Source organism: Streptomyces sp. NPDC030814 (assembly GCF_055572155.1).
The window spans coordinates 24,261-47,635 of sequence record NZ_JBVIDX010000013.1 but is presented as its reverse complement, the minus strand read 5'-3'; the positions used below and the strand labels follow the sequence as shown (position 1 = coordinate 47,635).

Genomic DNA, 23,375 nt, shown 5'->3' with positions numbered 1-23,375 from the left:
GAACGCGCGGTCGGCCGGAACGCGTCAACGCCTCGGCAGGCCCCCGGGACTCAGCGGAACACGGTGACGCTCAGTGCGGCACCGGCGCGGCCGTGTACGTGCGGCGGAGGAAGCGGATCAGGGCCTTGGTGTCGAACTGCATCACCGCGACCCCGTGGGCGGAGTGGAACTCCATGACGGCCTGCACCCGGCCGCAGGGCCAGATGCTGACGGGGCCGGCGGTGGCGGGGTTGCGCAGGCCGCGTTCGAGGAGGTCACGGGGGAAGGTCCACTCGTCGGGGCCGGGCAGCCCCACGTGGACGGCGCGGGGGCCGCCGTCGGGGTCGTAGCGGAGGATCACGGGGACCGTGTCCCGGTCCTCGGGGGAGTCCGTGACGACATGAGCCCGCGCGTACTGCTCGACGGTGACAGGCATCGGGCGGCTCCTCACGCTGAGTGATCCAAGCAGAAGCTGTTGATCCGCTGTCCGGGCCTCTCCAATGTCGCACATTTTCGGCCATTCGCCCGCTGAGGAGGATGCCGGGCCGATCCGGGGACGGCGACCGGTTCGCTAATCGATGAAAAGGCGCTCTTGCAAGAACCTCGCAATAAGGCCCTATCATCGTAAGGTTCCAGCCACGCGCAGCCGGATGCGATCGCCACCGGGCGATCCGGAGAGCGAGCCCTCGCATGCATGTCCCCGACGGATTCATCAACGCCCCCGTCTCGGCGGTCGCCGGTGTCGTCGCCGCCGGTGCCGTCGCCGTCAGCCTGCGCGGGGCGCGCCGTGAACTGGACGAGCGGACGGCGCCGCTCGCCGGACTCGTCGCCGCGTTCATCTTCGCCGTGCAGATGCTGAACTTCCCGGTCGCGGCCGGAACCAGCGGACATCTGCTCGGAGGTGCGCTCGCCGCGATACTCGTGGGCCCCTGCACAGGGGTTCTGTGCGTGTCCGTGGTGCTCCTCATGCAGGGCATCCTCTTCGCCGACGGCGGCCTCACCGCGCTCGGCGTGAACATCGGCATCATGGCCGTGGTCACGACAGTCGTGGCGTACGTCGTCTTCCGTGGGCTGGTCAAGGTGCTGCCGAGGAAGCGGCGCTCCGTGACCGTCTCCGCCTTCGTCGCCGCGTTCGTCTCGGTGCCCGCCGCGGCCACCGCGTTCACGTTCGTCTACGCGATCGGCGGCACCACGGACGTGCCGCTCGGCTCCGTCCTCACCGCCATGGTCGGCGTTCACACGCTCATCGGCATCGGCGAGGCCGCGATCACCGCCGCCACGGTCGGCGCCGTCATCGCCGTCCGCCCCGACCTCGTGTACGGCGCCCGCGGTCTGACCGCCCCGCTGAAGCTCCGCGTGAACGGTGCGCTCGTCGACGCCCCCGCCGCCACGCCCGTGCCGCTGGCCGCCCGGTCACCCCGGGGACTCATCCTCGCCGGGCTCGGCACCTCCCTCCTCCTCGCCGGCGTTGTCAGCTTCTACGCCTCCGCCGCCCCCGACGGGCTGGAGAAGGTCGCCGCCGACAAGGGCATCGACGCCAAGGCCGAGGACCACACCGCCGCCGACTCCCCGCTCGCCGACTACGGCGTCAAGGGCCTCACCGACGCCCGGGTCTCCGGCGGTCTCGCCGGCGTGATCGGCGTCGGCGTCACCGTCGTCGCCGGCACGGGGATCTTCTGGGCCGTACGCAAGCGCCGGGGCGGCGAAGCCGAGGCGACCTCCCCGTCCTCCGTGCCCGAGAGCGTCTGACATGGGCGCCGGCCACGCCCACAAGCTCTACCGGCACGCGCACTCGCCCGTGCACGCCCTGCCGCCGCACACCAAACTCGCGGCCGTCTTCGCCTTCGTGGTCGTCGTCGTGTCGACCCCGCGCGAGGCGATGTGGGCGTTCGGGCTGTACGCCCTGCTCCTCGCCACGGTCGCGTACCTCGCGCGGGTGCCCGCCGGGTTCCTGCTGCGGCGGCTGCTGATCGAGGTCCCGTTCGTCGCCTTCGCCCTGCTCATGCCGTTCGTGGCGCAGGGCGAGCGGGTCGAGGTGCTCGGCATGTCGCTGAGCGTCAGCGGACTGTGGGGCGCCTGGAACGTCCTCGCCAAGGGCACCCTCGGCGTCGCCGCGTCCGTCCTCCTCGCCGCCACCACCGAGCTGCGGGAGCTCCTCCTCGGACTGCAACGCCTCAAACTGCCGCCGCTGCTCGTCCAGATCGCGTCCTTCATGATCCGCTACGGCGACGTCATCACCGACGAGATGCGCCGGATGCGGATCGCCCGCGAGTCACGCGGCTTCGAGGCGAGCGGCGTACGGCACTGGGGTGTACTCGCCAAGTCCGCGGGGGCGTTGTTCATCCGCTCCTACGAACGCGGGGAGCGGGTCCACCTCGCCATGATCAGCCGGGGGTACGCCGGCACCATGCCCGTGATCGACGAGGTGACCGCCTCGCGGGCGCAGTGGTCGTACGCCTTCGCCCTCCCGTTCGCCGCGCTCGTCGTCTGTCTGCTGGGATGGACCCTGTGACCGTGTCCAAGGAACCCGTACCCCCGTCCCTCGAAGTCGCCGGGCTCGCCTTCGCCTACCCCGACGGCCACCAGGCCCTCTTCGGCGTGGACTTCACCATCGACCGGGGTGAACGGGTCGCGCTTCTCGGGCCGAACGGCGCGGGCAAGACCACGCTCGTCCTGCACCTCAACGGCATCCTCAGCGGGGGCGCCGGCACGGTCGCCGTCGCCGGACTGCCGGTCGGCAGGCAGCACATGGCGGAGATCCGGCGGAAAGTCGGCATCGTCTTCCAGGACCCCGACGACCAGCTCTTCATGCCGACCGTGCGGGAGGACGTGGCCTTCGGTCCGGCCGCCGCGGGCATGAAGGGCCCCGAACTGGAGGCCCGGGTCGACCACGCGCTCGAACAGGTCGGCATGGCGGAGTTCAAGGACCGGCCGCCGCACCACCTCTCCTTCGGCCAGCGGCGCCGGGTCGCCGTCGCCACCGTGCTCGCCATGGAGCCGGAGATCCTCGTCCTCGACGAGCCGTCGTCCAACCTCGACCCCGCCTCGCGCCGCGAACTCGCCGACATCCTGCGCTCCCTCGACGTCACCGTCCTCATGGTCACCCACGACCTGCCCTACGCCCTGGAGCTGTGCCCGCGTTCGCTGGTGCTCAGCGACGGCGTCATCGCGGCCGACGGACCCACCGGTGAACTCCTCGCGGACGACGGCCTGATGCGGGCCCACCGCCTGGAGCTGCCGTTCGGCTTCGACCCGAGGTCGGTCGCCGCCGGGAGCTGAGGAGAATGGGGCGTGTGACGAATCAGGAGGACGCCGCGTGGCAGGGGTCGCTGCTCCTCGACGAGCAGCTGTGCTTCGCGCTGTACGCGGCCCAGCGCGCGGTCACCGCCGCGTACCGCCCGCTGCTCGACGAACTCGGCCTCACCTACCCGCAGTACCTGGTGATGCTCTGCCTGTGGGAGCGGCGTGAGACCACGGTCAAGGAGCTGGCCGGCGCCCTGCGGCTGGACTACGGCACGGTCTCGCCGCTGCTGAAACGGCTGGAGTCGGCGGGCCTGCTGAGCCGGCGCCGCTCCGCCCGTGACGAGCGCTCGGTCCAGGTCACCCTGACCGGGCGCGGCGAACAGCTCCGGGGCCGGGCGGAGGTCATCCCCGAGACCCTGGCCGCCACCACGGGGCTGCGGGGCGGTGACGTGGCCCGCCTGCGGGCGGAACTGTGGGAGCTGGCGGCACGGGCGGAGCGGTCGGCGGGAAAGACGGCCGGCTGACGGGGGCCGACGCCCTCCTGCCATGGGGCCGCGTCGGCCTCCCGCGGGGCACACCATTCGTTACCACCGGTTACTACCCCCTGGTAACCAAACCGCCCTACCAGCCGGTACCTTGTGCACGATGTACTTGTGCGCGCTTTTCCTGGGGGAGGCTCATTCATGACTGACGGCGCCGCTGTCGAGACCCGCTCCGACACCCCTCCCGAGGCGCGTCCGGACACCCGTCCGACGAAGATCATGTACGTGGCAGAGGCCACCGCGCACGGCGGCCGGGACGGCTTCATCACCAGCCAGGACGGCCACATCGACCTGAAGGCCGCCATGCCCCCGGAGCTCGGCGGCGACGGCAACGGCACCAACCCCGAGCAACTGTTCGCGGCCGGCTACAGCTCCTGCTTCCACAACGCGCTGGTCCTCGTCGGCCGCCGCGAGGGCTACGACCTCACCGGCTCCACGGTCGCCGCGAAGGTCGGCATCGGCCCCAACAAGCAGCGCGGCTACGGCCTCGCCGTCGCCCTCAGCGTCTCCCTGCCCGTCATCGACCAGGACCTCGCGGCCAAGCTCGTGGACGCGGCCCACCAGGTCTGCCCGTACTCCAATGCCACCCGCGGCAACATCGACGTGACGATCGTGCTCGGCTGAGGGGTCCGACAACTCCGAACCCCGGCCGAAGGAATCACCGGCCGTGCGTGTACGTTGCACCCGTCGTCGTGGCGAGTGAGCGGAACGGAGCGCCGGCGTGGATGTGAACGGCACGGTCGCCGAGGGCTTCGAGCCGGTGCGGGAGGCCTTCCTCCGCAACTTCGAGGCGCTCGGCGAGAAGGGCGCGGCGGTCGTCGTCTACCGGCACGGCCGCAAGGTCGTCGACCTGTGGGCCGGCACCCGCGACGTGGACGGCGACGAAGCCTGGCAGCAGGGCACCGCCCAGATCATGCGCTCGGCCACGAAGGGCGTCGCCGCCGCCGTGCTCCTCATGCTGGCCGAGCGCGGAGAGCTGGACCTGGACGCGCCCGTGGGCCGCTACTGGCCCGAGTTCAAGGCGCACGGCAAGGACGCCGTCCTCGTGCGCCACGTCCTCAACCACCGGGCGGGCCTCCCGGTCCTCGACCATCCCCTCACCCCCGACGAGGCGTTGGACCCCCGCCGGGGCCCCGAGGCCGTCGCCGCGCAGACCCCCGCCTGGGAGCCCGGCACCGCCCACGGCTACCACCCGCTGACGTACGGCTGGCTCCTCGACGAACTGGTCCGGCGCGTGACGGGCCGCGGCACCGGCGAGTGGATCGCGTCCGACATCGCGGCACCCCTGGGCCTCGACCTCTGGCTCGGCCTGCCCGAGCCGGTGGCGGCGCAGGGCCGGGTGGGGCGCGCCGGGCGGCTGCCGTCGGCGCCCGAGCCCACCGGAGGACTGCGCCTGCGGGCGAAGCGCTCGGTCACCGAGGCCTACGACGACCCCGACTCCCTCACCCGGCGCGCCTTCGCCGCGATCACCCCGTTCCCCGACCAGAACGACCCCGCGTACCGCGCGACACCGCTGCCCGCCACCAACGGCATCGCCACGGCGGACGGCCTGGCCCGCTTCTACGCCGCGCTGATCGGCGAGGTCGACGGCGTACGGCTGCTCGCCCCGGCCACCATGGAGGCGGCCCGCGCGGAGGAGTCGGCCGGCCCCGACCGCACCCTGGTCATCAACACCCGCTTCGGCCTCGGCTACATGCTCCACGGCACCGCGTCCCCGCTCCTCGGCCCCGGCTCCTTCGGCCACCCCGGCCGAGGCGGCCCCCTGGGCTTCGCCGACCCGGACTCGGCCACCGCCTTCGCCTACGTCACCAACGGCTACCGCAAAACGGTCACAGCGGACCCGAGGGCCCAGTCACTGGTGAAGGCACTGAGGTTCGCCCTGCCCCACTAGGGCGCGCGAAGCTTTCCCAGGGGCGCGCGGAACCGGGCGACGAACCCCACGACGAACCCGGCAGCCGCCAACGAACCCGGCACCCCAGACCCAAAAGGCGTCCCGCCCCCGCCCAGCGGAGCGAAGAGGCGGCCGCCGGGACACCGAAGACGCCCCAGAGCTCCCCCGCAGTCTGCCCTGGCGCGATCCGATGAACCGGACGGCCGCCCTCCGTGAGCGGCGATCCCCAGCATGCGTGACATTTCCCGCGCTGTCGTTCGCACCCAGTCCACAGACGCTTGGCACCCCGTCCACGGACCGCCCCACGGCCGCGCGCCGACGCGACAGGACGACGGCTGCCCCCGGCCGCAGGGGGCCGCGGACAGCCGCCCGGTCACACGGACGTGTCCCCTCTCAGAGGGCGATCGGGTGGGACGTCCTGCCCGACGCCTCATCTATCTCGTCGTGGGCCTTGGTGAGCAGTTTCATGGCCAGCTCGTTCAGGGCCCGCGCGCCCGCTATCTCCTCGCCGACCCGTGGCTGATTGGAGTCGGTGTGGTGGCGGCTCGCGTATCCGTTGGCCCGTACCTCTTTCCCGTCGGGCAGCCGTACGAGCGCCGCCGCCCGCGTCTTCTGGTCGTCCTCCTGGAACTCCAGCTCGATGTGCCATCCCACAGCGGTGTGCATCATGACGATCACCTCCGGAACCGCTGCTTCCAGAGTGCTCCTCCGGGCCCGCCGATGCACGGCCTGACCCCGAACCCGGCCACACGGCGCCGCTGGAGCAGGACGGCCGCGCCCCACACCGCCGAACGCCCCTACCCGGCCCGCAGCATCAACCCGATGCCCACCACCAGCAACCCGGCCGCCACGATCCGGGGCGCGCCGAACCGCTCCTTGAAGAACACCGCACCGATCGCCGCGCCCACGATGATCGAATTCGCGCGGGGCGCAGTGACGGGGTGTGTGCCTGGGTTCGGCAGCGTGAGCTGGCTACTTGTCAGTGGGTTTCGGCCCCCCTTGTCGATCGTTCGGGCATGATCTGTCAGTGAGTTTGTGCCCCACCCTCACGTCGCGGTGTGTGGTTCAGGGGGCGGCTCTGGCCGGTGGGGGTATCGATCGACGGGGAGATGTCTGTGATCGTCTGGGTGAACGGCGCGTTCGGCAGCGGGAAGAGCACGCTGGTGGACGAACTACGTCCGCGCTGGCCCGAGGCGCTGGTCTATGACCCGGAGATGGTGGGCTATGTGCTGCGCGAGATCGTGGAGGTCCCGACCGGCGATTTTCAGGATCTGCGTCTGTGGAGACGGCAGGTGGCGGACCTGGCCGCGGGACTCGTGGAGGAGTATCAGCGGCCCGTCCTGGTGCCCATGACACTGGTCAACCCCGGCTATGTCGAGGAGATCTTCGATGCGCTGAAGGACGCGGGTATCGCTGTTCACCACTTCTTCCTCAAGGTCTCCGAGGAGGTGCTGGTCAAGCGGATCGACGGGCGGAGCTTCACGCCTGACGACCCCGCGCAGGACGAGCGGGTCCGTAGGTGGTGCAAGTCCAAGATCGAGTCGTGTATGGCCGCAGTGGACACGCTGCCCGGTGACACCGTGTTCCTCGACGGTGAGCTGAGCCCCCAGGAGCTGGCCTACGACGTGCTGGCCCGCGTCGGCGTGGCCCCGGGCCGGTGATCCGGGTTCTCGCGTGTGCGGTCAGCTGCTGCCCTGCTGGTTCTTGGTATGGGCGAGGCGGTAGGAGTCGGTGCGGGTCTCGATGATGTTGCCGCCGAAGGTGAGCCGTTCGAGGCCATGGCCACGGAGGCTTTCTCTTCTCGCTCGGTCCGGACTTGGAACGGCAGTTCGGCGCCGCGGCGGGTCGAGTTCCATGTAGCCCAGCTCGTCTATGGCGAGAAGGCCCACGCGGCCGTAGCGGGGGATGGTCTTGGCCAGGTGCTTGTCGTCGGCGGCTTCGGCAGATGCCGCCGGGCACAGCCACGGGCGATGTGTACACTACCGCGTGAATACGGCCGGCTCGTCACACCGAGCGGTCCCACCACCTGGCGTACGAGCAGCGAACGACGGCGGCAACGGGGCGGCCGGCTCCCAGCTCATCAGAGACCCCGAGGCTTCCATGGATCAGCACCCACGACCGCCATCATGCCGCGCGCACATCAAGTCACGTGAGACAAACCCCTAAGCCTTGATCGGTGCGGCCGACCTGGCGGCCTGCTCGATCTTCGCGCAGTAGGCTGCGCGGACTTCCTCGTCGATCTGCTTCTCGTGTTCGACGCGCACCCCGGTCCGGCCGTCGAGGCCCTCGCGCAAGATATCGGCGTGCCCGGCATGCCGGATGGACTCGCCGAGGACATGGACCATGACGGCGAACAGGTTCGTGTTGGGATAGGGCTCCGGCCACCACGGCACGTGGCCGGGGGCGTCGAGGGGAAGTTCGTTGATCGTCGCGTCCGAGTGTTCCCACGTGCGCCGGTAGAACCCGATGATCTGATCGCGGGTCTCGTCCTCGGTCGCCCACAGATCGCTGCCGTCGTGGTCCTGCCACCGGGGCAGCGGTTCCGGGGAAGGGCGGTCGAAGACCTCGCCGAAGTACCTGGCCTCGACGGTGGCCACGTGTTTGACCAGGCCGAGGAGGTTGGTCCCGGTCGCTGTCAGAGGTCGGCGGGCGTCGTATCCGGACAGGCCGTCGAGTTTCCAGAGCAGCGCCTCGCGGTCCCGCCGCAGTCTCCCGTGCAGGTTGTTCTTCGCGAACTCATCGATCATGTGGCATGAGCCTGCCATGGGCTTCTCGTGGCCTCAAGGTCCGTACGTGGTCCGCAACGACTGGAAGAGCCCAGGCATGGTCACGGCCGCCGCCTGGCAGTTGTCGCAGTTCCGGAAGTGATCAAGGAGGCGCCTGATGACCGGCCACGGTCCGCAGCTAAGATCACTGCCCTGTCACCGGCCTGAGGAGACGGACGTTGACCTCCGTGGTGCTTGTTCACGGCCTGTATCACCGTCCTGGGCACTTCGCCATGGTGGCAGAACGCTTGCGGACCGCAGGAACCGAGGTGGTCGTTCCCGAGCTGCACCGGGGTTCGCTGGTCGCTGACACCGCCGCGGTCCAGGCTGCCGTCGACGCGTTGCAGGAGCCTCCGATCGTGCTCGGCCACTCCTACGGCGGGTCAGTGATCACCGGCGTGCGTGGAGCGGGGCACCTGGTCTATCTGGCAGCCTTCGTGCCGGATGCCGGCGAGAGCCCGGCGGGTCTGGGTGGGGCGTCCCCGCAGCTTCAGAACGCGATCAACCCTGAGCCCGACGGATCGACCAGCCTGCACGCTGGCCGGGCTGTCGACATCTTCTACGGCGACTGTCCAGCACCTCTCGCCGCATGGGCAGTGGGCCTGTTGCGGGTGCAAGCCCCCGGTTGCGGGCGAGCCGTCCCCCAGCACCACAGTTGGAAGTACGCTCCCTCCACCTACGTCGTCTGCGCACAGGACCGGGCCATCGACCCTGGCCTGCAACGGAAGATGGCCTTGCGCTGCACCAGCGTGCGCGAGTGGCAGACAGGTCACTCCCCGTTCGTGGGACAGCCCGATCTCATCGTTGAACTTTTACAGGAACTGCTCGCCACCGACATCCCGCGTAGCGACTGACCGACATCCGCTGCTGCACCGGATTCTCTGTCGCGTACCTTGATCGACATGGATCAGGGGCGGGTGGTTGAAGCGTTTCGTCTTGAGGCCGGGGAGCTCGCGCGGGCGATGACCGGGGTCTCGGCGGCCGAGTGGCGTCTGCCGACGCGGTGTGCACCGTGGACGGTGAGCGACCTGCTGGCGCATGTCCGGGTGGTGACGGCCTGGCTGCCGGGCATGCTGGCCGCACCGGCGCCGACCCACGCCGAGGTCACGGCAGCGGAGTACTACCGGCCCGACGACCGTTTCGCTCCGGACACCAACGCGGCTCGGATCGCTCTGGCCCAACAGCACGCGGCCCAGCAACTCAGCGGTGCCGCGCTCGCCGACGACTTCGACGCCACGTGGCGACAGGTGGACCGACTGTGCCGGGCCGAGCCCGACGGGCGGGTGGTGCGCACCCGGCACGGCGATCCGATGCTCCTGTCGGAATTCCTGTTGACACGCGTGGTCGAGGTCGCCGTGCACGGCCTGGACCTGGCCGACGCCCTGGGGCGCGAGCCGTGGCTGACCTCCCAGGCCGCAGATCTGGTGCAGGACCTTCTGCTCGGCCCGGACGGGGCAGCGACACTGGAGAAGCTGGGATGGGGGCAGCTTCGCTTCCTGCGCAAGGCGACGGGGCGCGAGGCGATCACCGAAGAGGAAGCATCGGACGTCGGCCGCCTGGGCATCCGATGGCTCACGCTGGGTTGAGAAGGCAGCCAACTCGCATCGGCGGGCCGAGGCGCACAGAAGCGCCCCATTCGGTCCTCTGACCAGCGAAGTTATTACTGCATGAACCGCGGTTGACCGAGCTGCGCCGGCAGCCTGCGGTCGCCCAGGGTGCGGCTGAGGGTGACGGGTGATGAGCCCCGACGTGCGCCGGAGGCCGGTGAGCCGACGATCTCTGCTTATGGGCCGCTGGGGCCCGATCGGGCGGGCTTGCCAGGCCTGCTTCAGGGGGGTGGATGGCTGCCGGGCGGGTGGCCCGACCTGCCAGGATGCGCAGTGGTTCGTACCGGTAGCCTGCCGCCCTACACCTCAGGGGGGACCATGCGTACGAAGACGATTACCGCTGCGCTGTGCCTGTTGGGCGCTATCGCGGTCGGTTGTGCCGACGTCGGTGATACGGCTGACGCTGTGGCTGACACGCGCTCCGCCGACCACTTGCTCCGCGAGTCCGAGCGCACCATGAAGGCTCTCACCTCGGTGACCATCGTCAGGCATGTCACTTCGGCCACCACCGGCAACCGATCCGCCGGCCGCTTGACGACTGATCTCAAGGGCAGATGCACCTACAAGTCGACTGCGTCCTATGGCTCCGGGACGGCCAGGATGGAGCAGATCCGGATCGGCGAGACGGACTACATCCATCCCAACGATATGTACCTCGAAATGTGGGGACGGAAGACGGTCCCCGCGATGCGGCGCAAGCCCTGGCTGAAGAGCCCGGTGAGCGAGGCGAGGGGAGCGGACGGCCTGGCCGACTGCGCGTGGCGGTTCTTGTCCTCCTCGTTGGGCAGGGCGACCCGGGGAACCCCGATCGAGCTCGACGGCGGGCCGGTCATTCCCGTAAAGGTGGCAGACGACGAAACCGAGGGAGGTGTCCACACCTTCTATGTGGCTGCCGAGGGCAAGCCGCACCTGCTGAGGGTCGACTACAAGGACCCTTACTTCCGCCACGTCACGAAGTTCAGTGGCTTCAACAACCGAATGGACATTCAGCCTCCACCGACGGCCGATGTTCTGGATCTGAGCACTCTGCCGCAGGAGGAGTCGTAGCAGGGCAACCGGGCGTGGTGATCAGTTCGTTAGGGGAAGCGGGGCGGGCCGAGGCTAGACGGGTTGGACGGATTCCGCTCAGCACTCGGATCCGGCCCTGAAATCAGTCGCCTGCAAACATCTTGACCCATTCCTCAATGGCGTTTTCGCTGATAAATGTCTCAATTACTTGAGCAGGGGTGTTCTGGTTGACCAGGTTTGCAACCCGTTGCAATACGCCGTCGGATATATCAACAGGTACTATAGCTTCCCCTTGAAAGTTCGAGCTGATCAAGTTCGTGACGCCAAGGTCGGTAGGAGGCGCGCTGTAGCCCATTACAACCAGTTCGTCAGCCTCCCGGAGTGCTTGGGCTGCAATCTGCCATTGAGCTGCAAGAAGTCGATTGGAGTAAAAGGCAGTTTTGGTTGCCGTAGGAGGAATGAGCAGGGGAAGTTTGTCGGGGACATAGGTAGTGGCGTTCTCCCATAGATCTTCGATGCCGTGCCCGAAAGATCCATTCCAAGCCACGTCGTAAATTACATCGAACTCACCTCCTTCAGGTCCTGAGTACCACCAAGAGACCGAGCCGTGGAGCTTAAGGAGTCTGAGTGTTGGGCGCCTATCCCCTCCCGCAATGCTCCCCACCCGCAATGCGGCGGGAGTTACTGGGATCGAATAGAGTTCCCCTGGCCACTTATTTGCCTTTTCTGCACTCTGTAGATATGCCAGCTCCACCAAGCGGTCATAGTTGAAGCTAATCACGGTCGCTTCGGTTCTGTCCCAGTAGCGAACGAGGCTATGGAGCCAATCCGGTGCATCATTACTGGCGACCCGCAATTCCAGTGCTGTGATTGACTTTGCGATGTCATCTGACACGTCGACGAATTGGGCCCGGCTTCGCATCTTCTCGGCTACGGTGAGCCAAGGGCCGGGGTCCGCCAGGGAGCTCAACCAGCGCTCAAGGTCATTACCGAAACCGGCCAGGTCCTGGGAAATGTCTGACCCGCGCCCTCTAAAGGCTTCTTTCACGCTCTCCGTCAGCTGGTAGAGGGTAGGCATAAGAGGGTTGATGGCTTTGGAGAAGCCTGCTCCCAGGATAAACACTCTTCTCATAGATGCAGCGTAGCGGTTCGCTGTCGGCAGGTGGGGAGATGCAAGAGAACTTGGGCACAGCCTGAGGGAGCCACATCGACCGAGGTGTGCACGCTGCATCTGGAGACCCTCGGTCTCGCAGGTCGCCGCCTGACCAGCCCACTTATTACGGTCTCAGCAAGAGTTGACCGAGCTGCGCCGGCAGCCTGCGTTCGTCCAGGGCGCTGCTGGGGGTGACGGGTGATGAGCCCCGACCTGCGCCGGAGGCCTGTGAGCCGACGATCTCTGCTCGCAGCCGCTGGGGCCAGGTCGAGCGGGCGTGCCGGGCCTGCTTCAGGGGCGTGGATGGCTGTCGGGCGGGTGGCCCGACCTGCCAGGATGCGGAGCAGTTCGTTCCTGTAGCCTGCCGCCCTACACCTCAGGGGGGACCATGCGTACGAAGACGATCACCGCTGCGCTGTGCCTGTTGGGCGCTGTCGCGGTCGGATGCGCCGACGTCGGAGACACGGCTGACGCTGTGGCTGACACGCGCTCCGCCGACCAGTTGCTACGCGAGTCCGAGCGCACCATGAAGGCTCTCACCTCGGTGACCATCGTCAGGCATGTCACTTCGGCCACCACCGGCAACCGATCCACCGGCCGCTTGACGACTGATCTCAAGGGCAGCTGCACCTTCAAGTCGACCGCGTCCTATGGCTCCGAGACGGCCAGGATGGAGCAGATCCGGATCGGCGAGACGGACTACATCCATCCCAACGACATGTACCTCGAAATGTGGGGACGGAAGACGGTCCCCGCGATGCGGCAGAAACCCTGGCTGAAGAGCCCGGTGAGCGAGGCAAGGGGAGCAGACGGCCTGGCCGACTGCGCGTGGCAGTTCTTGTCCTCCTCGTTGGGCAGGGCGACCCGGGGAAACCCTACCGAGCTCGACGGTGAGCCGGTCATTCCCGTAAAGGTGGCGGACGACGAAACCGAGGGGGGCGTCCACACCTTCTATGTGGCTGCCGAGGGCAAGCCGTACCTGCTGAGGGCCGACTACAAGGACCCTTACTTCCGCCACGTCACGAAGTACAGCGGCTTCAACGACCGTATGAACATTCAGCCCCCACCAGCGGCCGATGTCCTGGATCTGAGCACTCTGCCGCAGGAGGACTCGTAGCGGGGCAACCGGGCGTGGTGATCAGGTCTCCGACCGGTTCAGCCGGGTGATATTGCTGCATCAGCAGGGGTTGACCGACGACTCCCGCAGTGCCGCGATCGGTGCCAGGTCCGCCTTCGTCTGGGCCCACAGGATCAGGCCGTACGCCGCCACGGAGAGCGCTGCGCCGAGCAGACCGACGCGGGCGAACGGGCGCAGCAGGGCGACCGTCTCGCCGCGCCAGCGGTAGATCGCGTACGCCGGGACGGCCAGCCCTTCCAGCGCCATCAGCCAGGCGATATAGCTCAGGGCGGACCCGGAGGCCCGTACGCCGAGGCCGTCGACGACCGTGTACGCCGCGATCGACAGACCCGTGGCGAGCGCAGCGCCGATCGCGGCCCAGTGCGGCCGGGGCCCCCGCAGGCCCCACAGCGCGACCCCGGTCAGTCCGGCGCAGCTCAGCAGGATGCCGGCCGCGGCCCAGCCGTCCGGCACCTCGTGGGCGAAGACGGCGGCGAGAACGGTGACGACGAGGGGTGCGGAGCCGCGCGCGATGGGGTACGCCTGGCCGAAGTCGCCCAGCCGGAAGGACGTCATCAGCAGCACGTAGTAGACGAGGTGGATGACCGTCGAGGCGATGAGGTACGGCCAGGCGGCGGGCTCCGGCAGGGACACGAACGGCACGGCCGCGAAGCCGATGAGCGCGCCGCCGCCGGATATCAGCGTGAAGCCGACGAGCTTGTCCGTGATGTTGTGGGCTATCGCGTTCCAGCTTGCGTGGGTGACCGCGGCGAGCAGGACCGCCGCGGTGACCAGCGGCGTCACGCGCTCTGCTCGCGGACGTCCACCGGGGTGGCGCCCGCGTGGGCGATGAGCGCCTCGGGGGCCATCGGGAAGACGGTGTACGGGGTCCCGGCCGCCGCCCACACCACGGCGTGGTCGAGCAGTGAACGGTCCGCGAGGACCCGGGTCCTGGTCCGGTGCCCGAACGGGGGGACGCCGCCGATCGCGTAGCCCGTCGTCTCCCGTACGACGTCCGCCTTGGCGCGGGTGACCTTCTCGGCGCCGAGTTCGCGCCGTACGAGTTCCACGTCGACCCGCGACGCGCCGTCCATGAGCACGACCACGGGGACGCCGTCCGCGGCGAAGACGAGGGACTTGCAGATCTCGCTCAGCTCGCACCCGATCGCGGCGGCGGCCTCGGCGGCGGTCCGGGTCGCGTCCGGGAACCGGCGGATCCGGGTGTGCAGTTCGGCGAGCCCGAGGGCGTCGAGCGCCTCCGCGAAACGGGGGTGGGCGCCGGAGCGGTTGGTGTCCTGTGCGTCGGTGGTCATGGCGGGCACGTTAGCGGTGCGTGTAGCTGCCATGCGACTGGGTTGTGGCCGGGCGCGCCTGTCAGCTCGGGGGTGCGTGGGGGTGTGGCGGGTGCGGGTCCGTCGTGGTTTCTCGCGCGGTTCCCCGCGCCCCTGAAGGTCGGGGCGCAGCCCCGGCCGCTTTGAGGGGCGCGGGGAACCGCGCGACCGGCACCCGCCCACCCTCACCCGAAAACCGGTCCGGACAAAGAGACGGCACTGGACCGGAGTGATCGGATTCCCTGACGATCGGGGTATGACAGAGACTCCGCCGACTTCGACCGACACCGCCCGCGCCTTCCTCGTTCTGCACGGCTGGCAGAACCACCGGCCGGTCGGGCACTGGCAGTACTGGCTGGCCGACCGGCTCGCCGACCTGGGGCATGAGGTGGTGTACCCGCAACTGCCGGAGGCGGACGACCCGGATCTGGAGCGCTGGCTGGCGGAGCTGGACGCGTTGCTGGGGGAGTTGGCGGGCAGGCGGGTCACCGTGGTGTGCCACAGCCTGGCCTGTCTGCTGTGGCTGCACGCCGTCGCCCGCGACGACGTCCTGTCCGGGCCCGTCGAACGCGTCCTCCTCGTCGCCCCGCCGTCCCCGGAGGTCGCCCTGGAACACCAGGAGATCGCCGAGTTCGCCCCGCCGCCGCTGACGCCGGAGCGGGTGGCGGCGACCGCCGCGTACACCCGGGTCGTCGGCAGCGACAACGACCCGTACTGCCCTGAGGGCGCGGCCGCCGCGTACGCCGAGCCGCTGGGTCTGCCCGCCGACGTCCTGCCGGGCGAGGCGCACCTCAACCCCGACTCGGGCTACGGCCCCTGGCCGTCGCTGCTCGACTGGTGCCTGTCGGCCTCCTCCGACGGGTACGAGAAGATGGCGGTCCAGGACCGTTCCGCGCAGCGGGCGGACGCGTCCGAGGCCTGAACCGCCGGGCTCAGCTGCTGCCCGCCTTGAGGAGGGCCGCCACGATCGGGCCCGCGGACTCGCCGCCGTGGCCGCCCTGTTGGACGACGCCGGCGGAGGCCAGGTCGCCCTTCCACGCGGTGAACCAGCCGTTGGGCTCCTTCTGGCCGTCGACCTCCGCGGAACCGGTCTTCGCGCCGTAGTCGGGGCCGAGGCCCGCCATCGCCTCGGCCGCCGTGCCGGCCGCCGCGGTGTACTGGAGGAGTTCGCGCAGCTGGGAGCGGACGTTCTCCGACATGGGCCGGGAGGCGGTCGCGACGGTGCGGCCGTCGACGGACGGCGCGACCAGGTAGGGCTGCTTGAAGACGCCCGTCTTGGCCGTCGACACCACGGACGCCATGTTCAGCGGGTTCATCCGCACCCCGCCCTGCCCGATCAGGGAGGCGGCCATCGGGGCGGCGCTCTGCACCGGCACCGAGCCGTCGAAGGTCGGCACGCCGATGGCCCAGTTGTTCAGGCCGAGGCCGAAGACCTGCTGGGCCTCCAGGGTCAGCGAGTTGTCGTCGAGCTTCTTCGCCTGGGAGATGAAGGCGGTGTTGCAGGAACGGGCGAAGCTCGCCTTGAACGTGCCGCCCTCGATCTTGAACTTGTCGTCGTTCTGGAACTTCCAGCCGCCGTACGACGAGTACTTCGGGCAGGGGTGGACCTTGTTCGCCGAGGCCAGGCCCTTGTCGATGAGGAGCGCGGACGACACGATCTTCATCGTGGAGCCGGGGGCGAGGGAGCCCTGGAAGGCCACGTTGAAGCCGTGGTTGGAATTGGCCACGGCCAGGATCTCGCCGGTCGAGGGGCGCATCACGACCACCGACGCCCGCTGCCTGGTGTTCACCTGCTGCTCGGCGGCGGCCTGGAGGGAAGGGCTGAGGGTCGTCCTCACCTCGCCCGGTGTGCCCTCGCTCAGCTCCAGCAGCGTCTTGTCGGCGTCCTTCTTCTTGCCCTTCTCGGCCTTCGCGCGCAGCACCCGCAGTTCCACGCCCGCCTTGCCGCCGGCTTTCTTGCCGTACTTCTCCCGCAGCCCGTCCAGGACGGTGCCCAGCGACGGGTACTTCTTCGTCGTCAGCTCGCCGCCGTCCCGGTCCAGGGCCTTCACCGGGGGTGTGCCCGCCTCGCCGGTGACCAGCCGGTCGCCCTCACGGAGCTCCGGGTGGACGACGGACGGCCGCCAGTCGACGACCGGTTCGCCGTCCTTGTCGGCCCGGACGACGGTCAGGGACGACGTGTACGTCAGCGGCTTGTCCGTGCCCTTGTACGACACCGTGCCCTTCACCGAGAAGGCGACCTCGTCGCCGGCGCGCTTGCCGCGGGTGAGGGCGACGTCCTTGATGTGGGCGTCCTTGGTGAAGCCGGTCAGCGCGGCGCGCGCCGCCGCCGAGTCGTCCGTGGCGGCTGCGGCCTCGGCGACGGAACCCTTCTGCCAGGCGGTGAGGAAGGCGGTGGCGGCCGTACGGACCTCGGCGGCGGACAGGGGCCCCGTCTTCACGGGCTTCGCGTCGCCGGCCGTGGACGAGCGGTCCTCGGCGAACGCGCCGCCGCCGAACACCGAGTACGCGGCGAACGCGCCGCCGCCGAGTGCGACGACCGCGGCGCCGGCCAGGACGGCGGGCCGCCGTGACTTCGCCGTCGTCGACTTCCGATCGTCGATACGCCTTCTCTTACCCACGCTCCCGACCTTCCGCTGCCCCGGCTGCCTCTCGTTGCTCACAACGAGAACCCCCACCCTAGAGCTTCGGGTGGGGGCGCCTCAGGGGTTGGGGGTGCGTGGGGGTGTGGGGGGCGCAGGTCCGTGGTGGTTTCTCGCGCGGTTCCCCGCGCCCCTGAAGGTCGGGCCTGCGGCAATGAAGGTCGGGCCTGCGGCCCGCCCTTCAGGAAAAGCAGGCGGCGGCTTTTCAGTGGCGCGGGGAACCGCGCGAACGGGCCCACGGCGCTCCCGGACCCGCCGCCCCCGAACCGCGTCAGCTGCCGGCCCGCAGCACGTCCACCACGATCGGTCCCGCGGCCTCACCGCCACGACCTCCCGCCTCGGCCATCGCCGCCGCGGCGACGTCGTCGCGGAAGCCGGTGAACCAACTGTCCGCCACGTCCTGCCCGTCGACCTCCGCCGAGCCGGTCTTCGCGCCGATGTCGCCGGTCAGCCCGGACATGACGCCCGCGGCGGTGCCCTGCGGCGAGGTCGCGGTGAGCCTCATCATCTGCTTGAGCTGCGACGCGGTGCCGGGGTTCAGGCCCCGCGCCGTGGCCAGTTCACGGTCGTCCAGGTCGGGCGACACCAGGTACGGCTGACGGAACCTGCCGGTGATCGCGGTGGCCGTCACCGACGCCATGTTCAGCGGGTTCATCGTGACCTGGCCCTGTCCGATGGCGTTGGCCGCGCGGTCCGGCCCGCTGGACGCCGGCACGTTGCCGTCGGTGGAGGTGATGCCCGTCTTCCAGTCGTCCCTGCCGAGGCCGAACCGTTCCTGCGCCTCGTTCGTCAGCGAGGCGTCGTTCATCGGGTCCTCGTCGATCAGCTTGATGAAGGCCGTGTTGCAGGACCGCATGAACGCCTTGGCGAGCGTGGCGCCGGACGACTCGTCGGGCTTCATCCCCGGGAGATTCTTGAAGGTCTGGCTCTGCCACGTGGCGGTCTCGGGGCAGGGCGCGGGGCCGTTCATCGTGGCCACGCCGTTGTCGATGAGGGTGGCGGCGGTGAGGATCTTCATCGTGGAGCCGGGCGGGACCTCCCCCTCGAACGCCGCGTTGAAGGCGTCGGCGCGGTGGTTGGCGACGGCCAGCACCTCACCGGTGCCGGTCTTGACGGCGACCACGGACGACTCGGCGTACTTCGCGACGGCCTTCTCCGCGGCGGCCTGCGCCTTCGCGCTGATCGTCGTCCGCAACTCGCCCGCCCTGCCCCTGGCGAGGGTCAGCAGGGGAGTGTCGGCGGCGTCGGTGGCGGTGTGCCGGATCGCCAGCTCGATGCCGGGGGTGCCGCCCGCCTTGTCGCCGTAGCGTTCGCGCAGGGTGTCCAGGATCGGCCCCAGGGAGGGGTACTTGTCCTTCGTCAGGACGGCGCCGTCGCGGTCCACGGCCTTGATGGGCGGCGCCTCGGCCTCACCGGTGTACAGCTCGTCGCCCTCCTTGAGGTCCGGGTGCACGACGGACGGCTTCCAGTCGACCAGCGCCCGTCCGGTGGTCTTGCCCCGTACGACGGTCAGCCGGCTCTTGTACGCGAGCTTCTCGCTCTTCCCCTTGTACGTCACCGTCGCCCGGACGGTGAACGGCACGGTCCGGCCGCCCGCCCCGGCCGGTTTGCCCGGCGCGATCTCCACCTCGCCGATCCGTGCGGCGCCGACGTACTCCCCGAACAGCTTCCCCGCGCCCGCCGCGTCGTTCGTGTACGAGGACGCCGTCTTCGCGTCGCCCTTCTCCCACGCGGCGAAGAACTTCTCCGTGGTCTCGGCGACCTCGTCCGAACTCGGCGGCCCCGTCCGTCTCTCCGAGCTCGCCCCGCCGTTCAGCGCGTCGACGAAGTTGTACATCCCGTACCCGGCGCCCCCCAACAACACCACGAGCACCCCGCCGACCACGGCGACCTTGGCCCCCTTGCGCATGACCTCTCCCCGTTCGTTCCCCGTGAGCGGTCCCGGAGTCTGACCCGGACCCGCTTTGAACATGTTCAGAAATCGCTTGCCGCGCCTCACTGTATGCGCGCCGGGGGACGGACGGGACAGGTGTTCCCCGAATCGTTAAACCCGGATGCCCTTCCACATACGCGAACGCCGGCCGTGATGCGGACCGGGCCGGTGGTCCGGGATGCGACTCCTGGGGCGGAAGTGCACGGTGGTACTGGGGGTGTTACTTGGAGGCGAGAGACATGCGACGCTCGACCACATGCGTAACCTTGGCCGCCTCTCTGGTCCTTGCAGGAGGCGCGGCCGTAGCGGTACCCCAGAGCGCTGATTCCGTGGCGCGTACGACGACGGCGCGGGCGGCGGCACCCGAGAGGCCCGTCGCCCACGGGTCCGTGGACGTCTGCAACCACACCGTCCAGCGGCCCACGTTGAAGGTCGGCTCGTCGGGCAGCGCCGTCCGGCAGGCCCAGTGCTACCTGAACAACTCCCTGACGGGCCCGAAGCTGGCCGAGGACGGGAACTTCGGGCCTGTCACCAACGCGGCGACGAGGCGGTTCCAGCAGTGCGCCGGCATCACCGTGGACGGCACCATCGGCGCCCAGACCTGGTCGTTCCTGGTCTTCTGGGCCAACTCGACGTCCAACGTGTGCTGATCCGTCCCCTCGCTAGACCCACGTGTCCAGCCACATCCGTGAACGCCAGCTGTCGATCGGGATGGGCTGCCCGGTGTACAGCGGCCAGAAGTAGATGAAGTTCCAGGTGATGAGGAGGACGAGGACGCCCGCTGCGGCCGCGCCCGCCACGCGGCGGCGTTCGGGGGCTCCCGCGGGGCCGAGGACGGCGCCGACGAGCATCGCCACGGCCAGGCAGAGGAAGGGCAGGAAGACGACGGCGTAGAAGTAGAAGATCGTGCGTTCCTGGTACAGGAACCAGGGGAGGTAACCGGCGGCGATCCCGCAGGCGATGGCGCCGGCGCGCCAGTCGCGGCGGAAGAGCCAGCGCCACAGCACAAAGAGGGTCGCGAAGGCGGCGGCCCACCACAGCAGCGGGGTGCCGATGGCGAGAACCTCACGGGCGCACTTCTCGACGGTGTCGGTCGGGCAGCCGTCGTTGCCGGGGGAGGGCGACTCGTAGAAGTACGAGACGGGCCGCCCGGTGATGATCCAGCTCCACGGGTTCGACTGGTACGTGTGCGGCGACGACAGGCCCACATGGAACTCGTAGACCGCGTGCTCGTAGTGCCACAGGCTGCGCAGCCAGTCCGGCAGCCAGCTGAACCAGCCGCCCTTGCCCTCCGTCGCCGCCCAGTTGCGGTAGTAGCCGCCGGTGCCGTCGTCCGGGGAGACGATCCAGCCGGTCCACGAGACCAGATAGGTGACGATCACCACCGGGACCGTGGAGAGGAAAGCGAAGCCCAGGTCGCGCTGGAGCGTCGCGATCAGCGGCTGACGGGCACCGGCGACCTTGCGCGCCGAGTAGTCCCACAGCACCGTCATGATCCCGAAGAACACCAGGAAGTACGCGGCGTTCCACTTGGTGCCGAAGGCCAGGCCCAGGCAGAGACCCGCCAGCAGACGGTACGGACGCCAGCCGAGCCGGGTCGTCTCCGCGACGAGCGGGTGAGGGCGTACGACCCCGTCGCCGTCCGTCGGCAGGGCCGCGGCCAGCCGGGCACGAGCCTTGTCCCGGTCGATGACCAGACAACCGAAGGCAGCCAGCACGAAGAACATCAGCACCTGGTCGAGCAGCGCCGTGCGGCTCATCACGAAGTGCAGCCCGTCCACCGCCATCAGCCCGCCCGCCAGGCACCCCAGGAACGTCGAACGGAAGATCCGCCGGCCGATCCGGCACAGCATCAGCACCGACAGTGTGCCGAGCACGGCCGTCATGAAGCGCCAGCCGAACGGGTTGAACCCGAACATCAGCTCGCCCAGACCGATGACGTACTTGCCGATGGGCGGGTGCACGACATACGCCGGGTCCGTCGGGATCGGCACGTTCCCGTTGTTCTGGAGGATCAGCTCATTGGCGTTCTTGGCCCAGTTGACCTCGTATCCGCGATGGACGATCGCCCACGCGTCCTTGGCGTAGTACGTCTCGTCGAATATCACCGCCTTGGGGCTGCCCAGGTGCCAGAACCGCAGCAGCCCCGCGACCAGCGTCACCAGCAGCGGACCGCCCCACGCCGACCAGCGCACGAGGCGCTCGGCGAGGCCCTCGCCCACGCCCAGCGAGGCCCAGAAGCGCGGGCCGGGCCGGGTGTACGGGGGCACCAGACGCTCGCGCACGTCGCTCCTCGGCGGCGCGGTGTAGCCGAAACGGCGCAGCCGCTGCTGCCACGACGGCCGCTGGTCGTGAGTGGCCTGGTCCTGCCGGGTGTCCGTGGAGGACGCGGTACTGGTCACCGCGCCATCGTAGGGAACGCCGCTGTGACAGTCCCGTGCGTCGGCGATGTGGCCGCCGGTGCCTCGCCGATCGGGGGTGGGCTTCACCCCTCACGTCCTCCCGGGCTTCGCCCGCCCAGGTGAGCGACTGGGAGGATGGGGGTGTGACAGGAATCCTTGTGTTGGCAGGTACTCCCATCGGTGACATCGCGGACGCCCCGCCCCGGCTGGCCGAGGAGCTGAGCGGTGCGGACGTGGTCGCCGCCGAGGACACCCGGCGGCTGCGCCGGCTCACCCAGGCGCTGGGTGTGCAGCCCAGCGGGCGGATCGTGTCGTACTTCGAGGGCAACGAGGCCGCGCGCACCCCGGAGCTGGTCGAGGCGCTGGCCGGCGGCGCGCGGGTGTTGTTGGTCACGGACGCGGGGATGCCCTCCGTCTCCGACCCCGGGTACCGGCTGGTCGCGGCGGCCGTCGAGAAGGACATCCGGGTCACCGCCGTCCCCGGCCCCTCCGCCGTGCTCACCGCACTGGCCCTCTCCGGGCTGCCCGTCGACCGCTTCTGCTTCGAGGGCTTCCTGCCACGCAAGGCGGGCGAGCGGCTCGGCCGCCTCCGCGAGGTCGCCGACGAGCGCCGCACCCTCGTCTACTTCGAGGCCCCCCACCGCCTCGACGCCACCCTCGCCGCGATGGCGGAGGTGTTCGGCGCGGGGCGCCGCGCCGCGGTCTGCCGCGAACTGACCAAGACGTACGAGGAGATCAAGCGGGGCCCGCTCGGCGAGCTGGCCTCCTGGGCCGCTGAGGGGGTGCGCGGGGAGATCACGGTCGTGGTCGAGGGCGCGCCGGAGAAGGGACCGGAGGAACTGGACGCCACCGAGCTGGTCCGACGGGTACGGGTGCGTGAGGAGGCGGGGGAGCGGCGCAAGGAGGCGATCGCCGCGGTGGCGGTGGAGGCCGGCGTGCCGAAGAGGGAGGTCTTCGACGCGGTCGTTGCGGCCAAGCGGGGGACGCCGTAGGGGATGAGGTTTCCCGAACAGCACGGGGGCGCGGCCCCGGGCGCTTTTCAGGTGTTGTCAGGGGCGCGGGGAACCGCGTGACCAGCCCCCACCCACCCGTACCCGAGGCCGCTCCCATGCCCCGGTAAAGCCACGCAAAGCACAGCCCTCGAACAGGCGGCCTTCCCACAAGGGAAGGCCAAATCGGCTTCAACAGAGGGCAGGTCGGGTGCATTCGCCCCCGCCCCGGGAGTCCACTGGCCGTGAGGACATACAGCGTCCTCACGGTCCAGCGGACAAAGGAGCTGGCATGACCGAGATCGCAGAGCGGGCCGTACTGCGGAGCACCGCCACCGCTGTCGTTCACGAGTCGTACGCGTTCGCCTGCATGCGCTGCGGGCACGGCTGGGAGCAGTCGTACGAGATAGAGCATCACAACGACGCCCAGGGTCACGACTTCGTGATGTACGTGGCCGACGGCCATGTCGTGCCGTCCCCGCTGTCGCGGCCCACGTGCCAGAACTGCGACGGTCATGTCGTACGGATCATGCGGGCCGGCCAGGTCTCGTCGGTGCGGGACGCCGAGCGGCGCCGGACCCCGCCCAAGCCCCGCCCGGCCGGGACGCCTTCCGACGCGGCGGAGACCGACCGGACCGAGGCGGCCCAGCCGACCGGGAGGACGGAGTCGACCGAGACGGCCGAGCGGGCCGCCGGGCACCACCACTGGCACCTCTCCGACCTCCTGCACCCCTTCCACCGCAAGGCGAGCTGACCCCCCGGCGAGCCTGCGC

24 protein-coding genes and 2 pseudogenes are annotated in these 23,375 nt (G+C 69.7%); 15 read left to right on the top strand and 11 right to left on the bottom strand.

Annotation, left to right across the window (positions count from 1 at the left end; translation table 11 throughout):
* Nucleotides 1–70: 70 nt before the first annotated feature.
* Nucleotides 71–415 (bottom strand): SsgA family sporulation/cell division regulator, encoded by a 345-nt coding sequence (locus ACZ43N_RS25970; protein ID WP_468100774.1) that lies wholly within the window; start codon nt 413–415, stop codon nt 71–73.
* Nucleotides 416–669: 254 nt separating this feature from the next.
* On the opposite strand from ACZ43N_RS25970, the gene ACZ43N_RS25965 reads away from it, so the two are divergent.
* The 6 genes from ACZ43N_RS25965 (at nt 670) to ACZ43N_RS25940 (ending at nt 5,655) form a co-directional block, all read left to right on the top strand.
* A complete protein-coding gene (locus ACZ43N_RS25965; protein WP_468100773.1) occupies nt 670–1,728 on the top strand; it encodes an energy-coupling factor ABC transporter permease in 1,059 nt (352 codons plus the stop codon).
* Between the two features lies 1 nt (nt 1,729).
* The gene (gene cbiQ / locus ACZ43N_RS25960; RefSeq protein ID WP_468100771.1) at nt 1,730–2,491 is read left to right on the top strand and encodes a cobalt ECF transporter T component CbiQ; all 762 of its coding nucleotides are present in this window, start codon (nt 1,730–1,732) and stop codon (nt 2,489–2,491) included.
* Nucleotides 2,479–3,258 (top strand): energy-coupling factor ABC transporter ATP-binding protein, encoded by a 780-nt coding sequence (locus ACZ43N_RS25955; RefSeq protein ID WP_468100769.1) that lies wholly within the window; start codon nt 2,479–2,481, stop codon nt 3,256–3,258. Before cbiQ ends, ACZ43N_RS25955 begins: the two co-directional genes overlap by 13 nt.
* A 14-nt stretch (nt 3,259–3,272) precedes the next feature.
* A complete protein-coding gene (locus ACZ43N_RS25950; RefSeq protein ID WP_468100768.1) occupies nt 3,273–3,746 on the top strand; it encodes a MarR family winged helix-turn-helix transcriptional regulator in 474 nt (157 codons plus the stop codon).
* Between the two features lie 159 nt (nt 3,747–3,905).
* Nucleotides 3,906–4,388 carry an organic hydroperoxide resistance protein gene (locus tag ACZ43N_RS25945; protein ID WP_468100767.1) on the top strand — a complete coding sequence of 161 codons (483 nt, stop codon included), beginning with the start codon at nt 3,906–3,908 and terminating at the stop codon, nt 4,386–4,388.
* Nucleotides 4,389–4,485: 97 nt separating this feature from the next.
* On the top strand, nt 4,486–5,655 hold the full coding sequence (locus ACZ43N_RS25940) for a serine hydrolase domain-containing protein (RefSeq protein WP_468100765.1): 1,170 nt from the start codon (nt 4,486–4,488) through the stop codon (nt 5,653–5,655).
* Between the two features lie 393 nt (nt 5,656–6,048).
* Here the strand turns inward: ACZ43N_RS25940 and ACZ43N_RS25935 are convergent, their stop codons facing one another.
* Together ACZ43N_RS25935 and ACZ43N_RS25930 are read right to left on the bottom strand one after the other, a co-directional pair.
* The gene (locus ACZ43N_RS25935) at nt 6,049–6,324 is read right to left on the bottom strand and encodes a DUF1876 domain-containing protein (RefSeq protein WP_468100763.1); all 276 of its coding nucleotides are present in this window, start codon (nt 6,322–6,324) and stop codon (nt 6,049–6,051) included.
* 128 nt (nt 6,325–6,452) lie between these two features.
* Nucleotides 6,453–6,581: pseudogene (locus ACZ43N_RS25930) on the bottom strand (EamA family transporter); the annotation flags it as partial.
* Between the two features lie 189 nt (nt 6,582–6,770).
* Between ACZ43N_RS25930 and ACZ43N_RS25925 the strand changes: the two are divergent.
* On the top strand, nt 6,771–7,316 hold the full coding sequence (locus ACZ43N_RS25925; protein WP_184898407.1) for an AAA family ATPase: 546 nt from the start codon (nt 6,771–6,773) through the stop codon (nt 7,314–7,316).
* Nucleotides 7,317–7,337: 21 nt separating this feature from the next.
* On the opposite strand, the pseudogene ACZ43N_RS25920 reads toward ACZ43N_RS25925, so the two are convergent.
* Together ACZ43N_RS25920 and ACZ43N_RS25915 are read right to left on the bottom strand one after the other, a co-directional pair.
* A pseudogene (locus tag ACZ43N_RS25920) lies at nt 7,338–7,595 on the bottom strand (ATP-binding protein); the annotation flags it as partial.
* A 222-nt stretch (nt 7,596–7,817) separates the two neighbouring features.
* Nucleotides 7,818–8,402: a DinB family protein gene (locus tag ACZ43N_RS25915; protein WP_468100761.1), complete on the bottom strand. Its 585-nt coding sequence runs from the start codon at nt 8,400–8,402 to the stop codon at nt 7,818–7,820.
* 197 nt (nt 8,403–8,599) lie between these two features.
* On the opposite strand from ACZ43N_RS25915, the gene ACZ43N_RS25910 reads away from it, so the two are divergent.
* From ACZ43N_RS25910 to ACZ43N_RS25900, 3 genes are all read left to right on the top strand, one after another.
* Entirely contained in the window at nt 8,600–9,274 is a 675-nt protein-coding gene (locus tag ACZ43N_RS25910) for an alpha/beta hydrolase (RefSeq protein WP_468100759.1), read from the top strand.
* 48 nt (nt 9,275–9,322) lie between these two features.
* Nucleotides 9,323–10,006 (top strand): maleylpyruvate isomerase N-terminal domain-containing protein, encoded by a 684-nt coding sequence (locus ACZ43N_RS25905; protein ID WP_468100757.1) that lies wholly within the window; start codon nt 9,323–9,325, stop codon nt 10,004–10,006.
* Nucleotides 10,007–10,345: 339 nt separating this feature from the next.
* Nucleotides 10,346–11,074, top strand: coding sequence for a hypothetical protein (locus tag ACZ43N_RS25900; RefSeq protein ID WP_468100755.1), 729 nt, complete (start codon nt 10,346–10,348; stop codon nt 11,072–11,074).
* A 103-nt stretch (nt 11,075–11,177) separates the two neighbouring features.
* Here the strand turns inward: ACZ43N_RS25900 and ACZ43N_RS25895 are convergent, their stop codons facing one another.
* Entirely contained in the window at nt 11,178–12,167 is a 990-nt protein-coding gene (locus ACZ43N_RS25895) for a hypothetical protein (RefSeq protein WP_468100754.1), read from the bottom strand.
* 409 nt (nt 12,168–12,576) lie between these two features.
* Here ACZ43N_RS25895 and ACZ43N_RS25890 point away from each other — a divergent pair, with 409 nt between their 5' ends.
* Nucleotides 12,577–13,305, top strand: a complete 729-nt coding sequence (locus ACZ43N_RS25890) for a hypothetical protein (RefSeq protein WP_468100752.1) — start codon at nt 12,577–12,579, stop codon at nt 13,303–13,305.
* Between the two features lie 60 nt (nt 13,306–13,365).
* Here ACZ43N_RS25890 and ACZ43N_RS25885 read toward each other — a convergent pair whose 3' ends face one another.
* Nucleotides 13,366–14,109 (bottom strand): EamA family transporter, encoded by a 744-nt coding sequence (locus ACZ43N_RS25885; RefSeq protein ID WP_468100750.1) that lies wholly within the window; start codon nt 14,107–14,109, stop codon nt 13,366–13,368.
* Nucleotides 14,106–14,618: a YbaK/EbsC family protein gene (locus tag ACZ43N_RS25880; protein WP_468100749.1), complete on the bottom strand. Its 513-nt coding sequence runs from the start codon at nt 14,616–14,618 to the stop codon at nt 14,106–14,108. Before ACZ43N_RS25880 ends, ACZ43N_RS25885 begins: the two co-directional genes overlap by 4 nt.
* A 274-nt stretch (nt 14,619–14,892) precedes the next feature.
* Between ACZ43N_RS25880 and ACZ43N_RS25875 the strand changes: the two genes are divergently transcribed.
* Nucleotides 14,893–15,558 (top strand): RBBP9/YdeN family alpha/beta hydrolase, encoded by a 666-nt coding sequence (locus ACZ43N_RS25875; protein WP_468100748.1) that lies wholly within the window; start codon nt 14,893–14,895, stop codon nt 15,556–15,558.
* A 10-nt stretch (nt 15,559–15,568) separates the two neighbouring features.
* Here the strand turns inward: ACZ43N_RS25875 and ACZ43N_RS25870 are convergent, their stop codons facing one another.
* Together ACZ43N_RS25870 and ACZ43N_RS25865 are read right to left on the bottom strand one after the other, a co-directional pair.
* Complete coding sequence (locus ACZ43N_RS25870; protein ID WP_468100746.1) at nt 15,569–17,257, bottom strand: penicillin-binding transpeptidase domain-containing protein; 1,689 nt, start codon at nt 17,255–17,257, stop codon at nt 15,569–15,571.
* 292 nt (nt 17,258–17,549) lie between these two features.
* Entirely contained in the window at nt 17,550–19,187 is a 1,638-nt protein-coding gene (locus ACZ43N_RS25865; RefSeq protein ID WP_468100744.1) for a penicillin-binding transpeptidase domain-containing protein, read from the bottom strand.
* Between the two features lie 353 nt (nt 19,188–19,540).
* Here ACZ43N_RS25865 and ACZ43N_RS25860 point away from each other — a divergent pair, with 353 nt between their 5' ends.
* Entirely contained in the window at nt 19,541–19,861 is a 321-nt protein-coding gene (locus tag ACZ43N_RS25860; RefSeq protein WP_468100742.1) for a peptidoglycan-binding domain-containing protein, read from the top strand.
* A gap of 12 nt (nt 19,862–19,873) precedes the next feature.
* Here ACZ43N_RS25860 and ACZ43N_RS25855 read toward each other — a convergent pair whose 3' ends face one another.
* Nucleotides 19,874–21,613 (bottom strand): dolichyl-phosphate-mannose--protein mannosyltransferase, encoded by a 1,740-nt coding sequence (locus ACZ43N_RS25855; RefSeq protein ID WP_468100740.1) that lies wholly within the window; start codon nt 21,611–21,613, stop codon nt 19,874–19,876.
* 143 nt (nt 21,614–21,756) lie between these two features.
* Here ACZ43N_RS25855 and rsmI point away from each other — a divergent pair, with 143 nt between their 5' ends.
* Together rsmI and ACZ43N_RS25845 are read left to right on the top strand one after the other, a co-directional pair.
* Nucleotides 21,757–22,605 carry a 16S rRNA (cytidine(1402)-2'-O)-methyltransferase gene (rsmI, locus tag ACZ43N_RS25850; protein WP_468100739.1) on the top strand — a complete coding sequence of 283 codons (849 nt, stop codon included), beginning with the start codon at nt 21,757–21,759 and terminating at the stop codon, nt 22,603–22,605.
* Between the two features lie 289 nt (nt 22,606–22,894).
* Entirely contained in the window at nt 22,895–23,356 is a 462-nt protein-coding gene (locus ACZ43N_RS25845) for a hypothetical protein (RefSeq protein WP_468100737.1), read from the top strand.
* Nucleotides 23,357–23,375 lie beyond the last annotated feature (19 nt).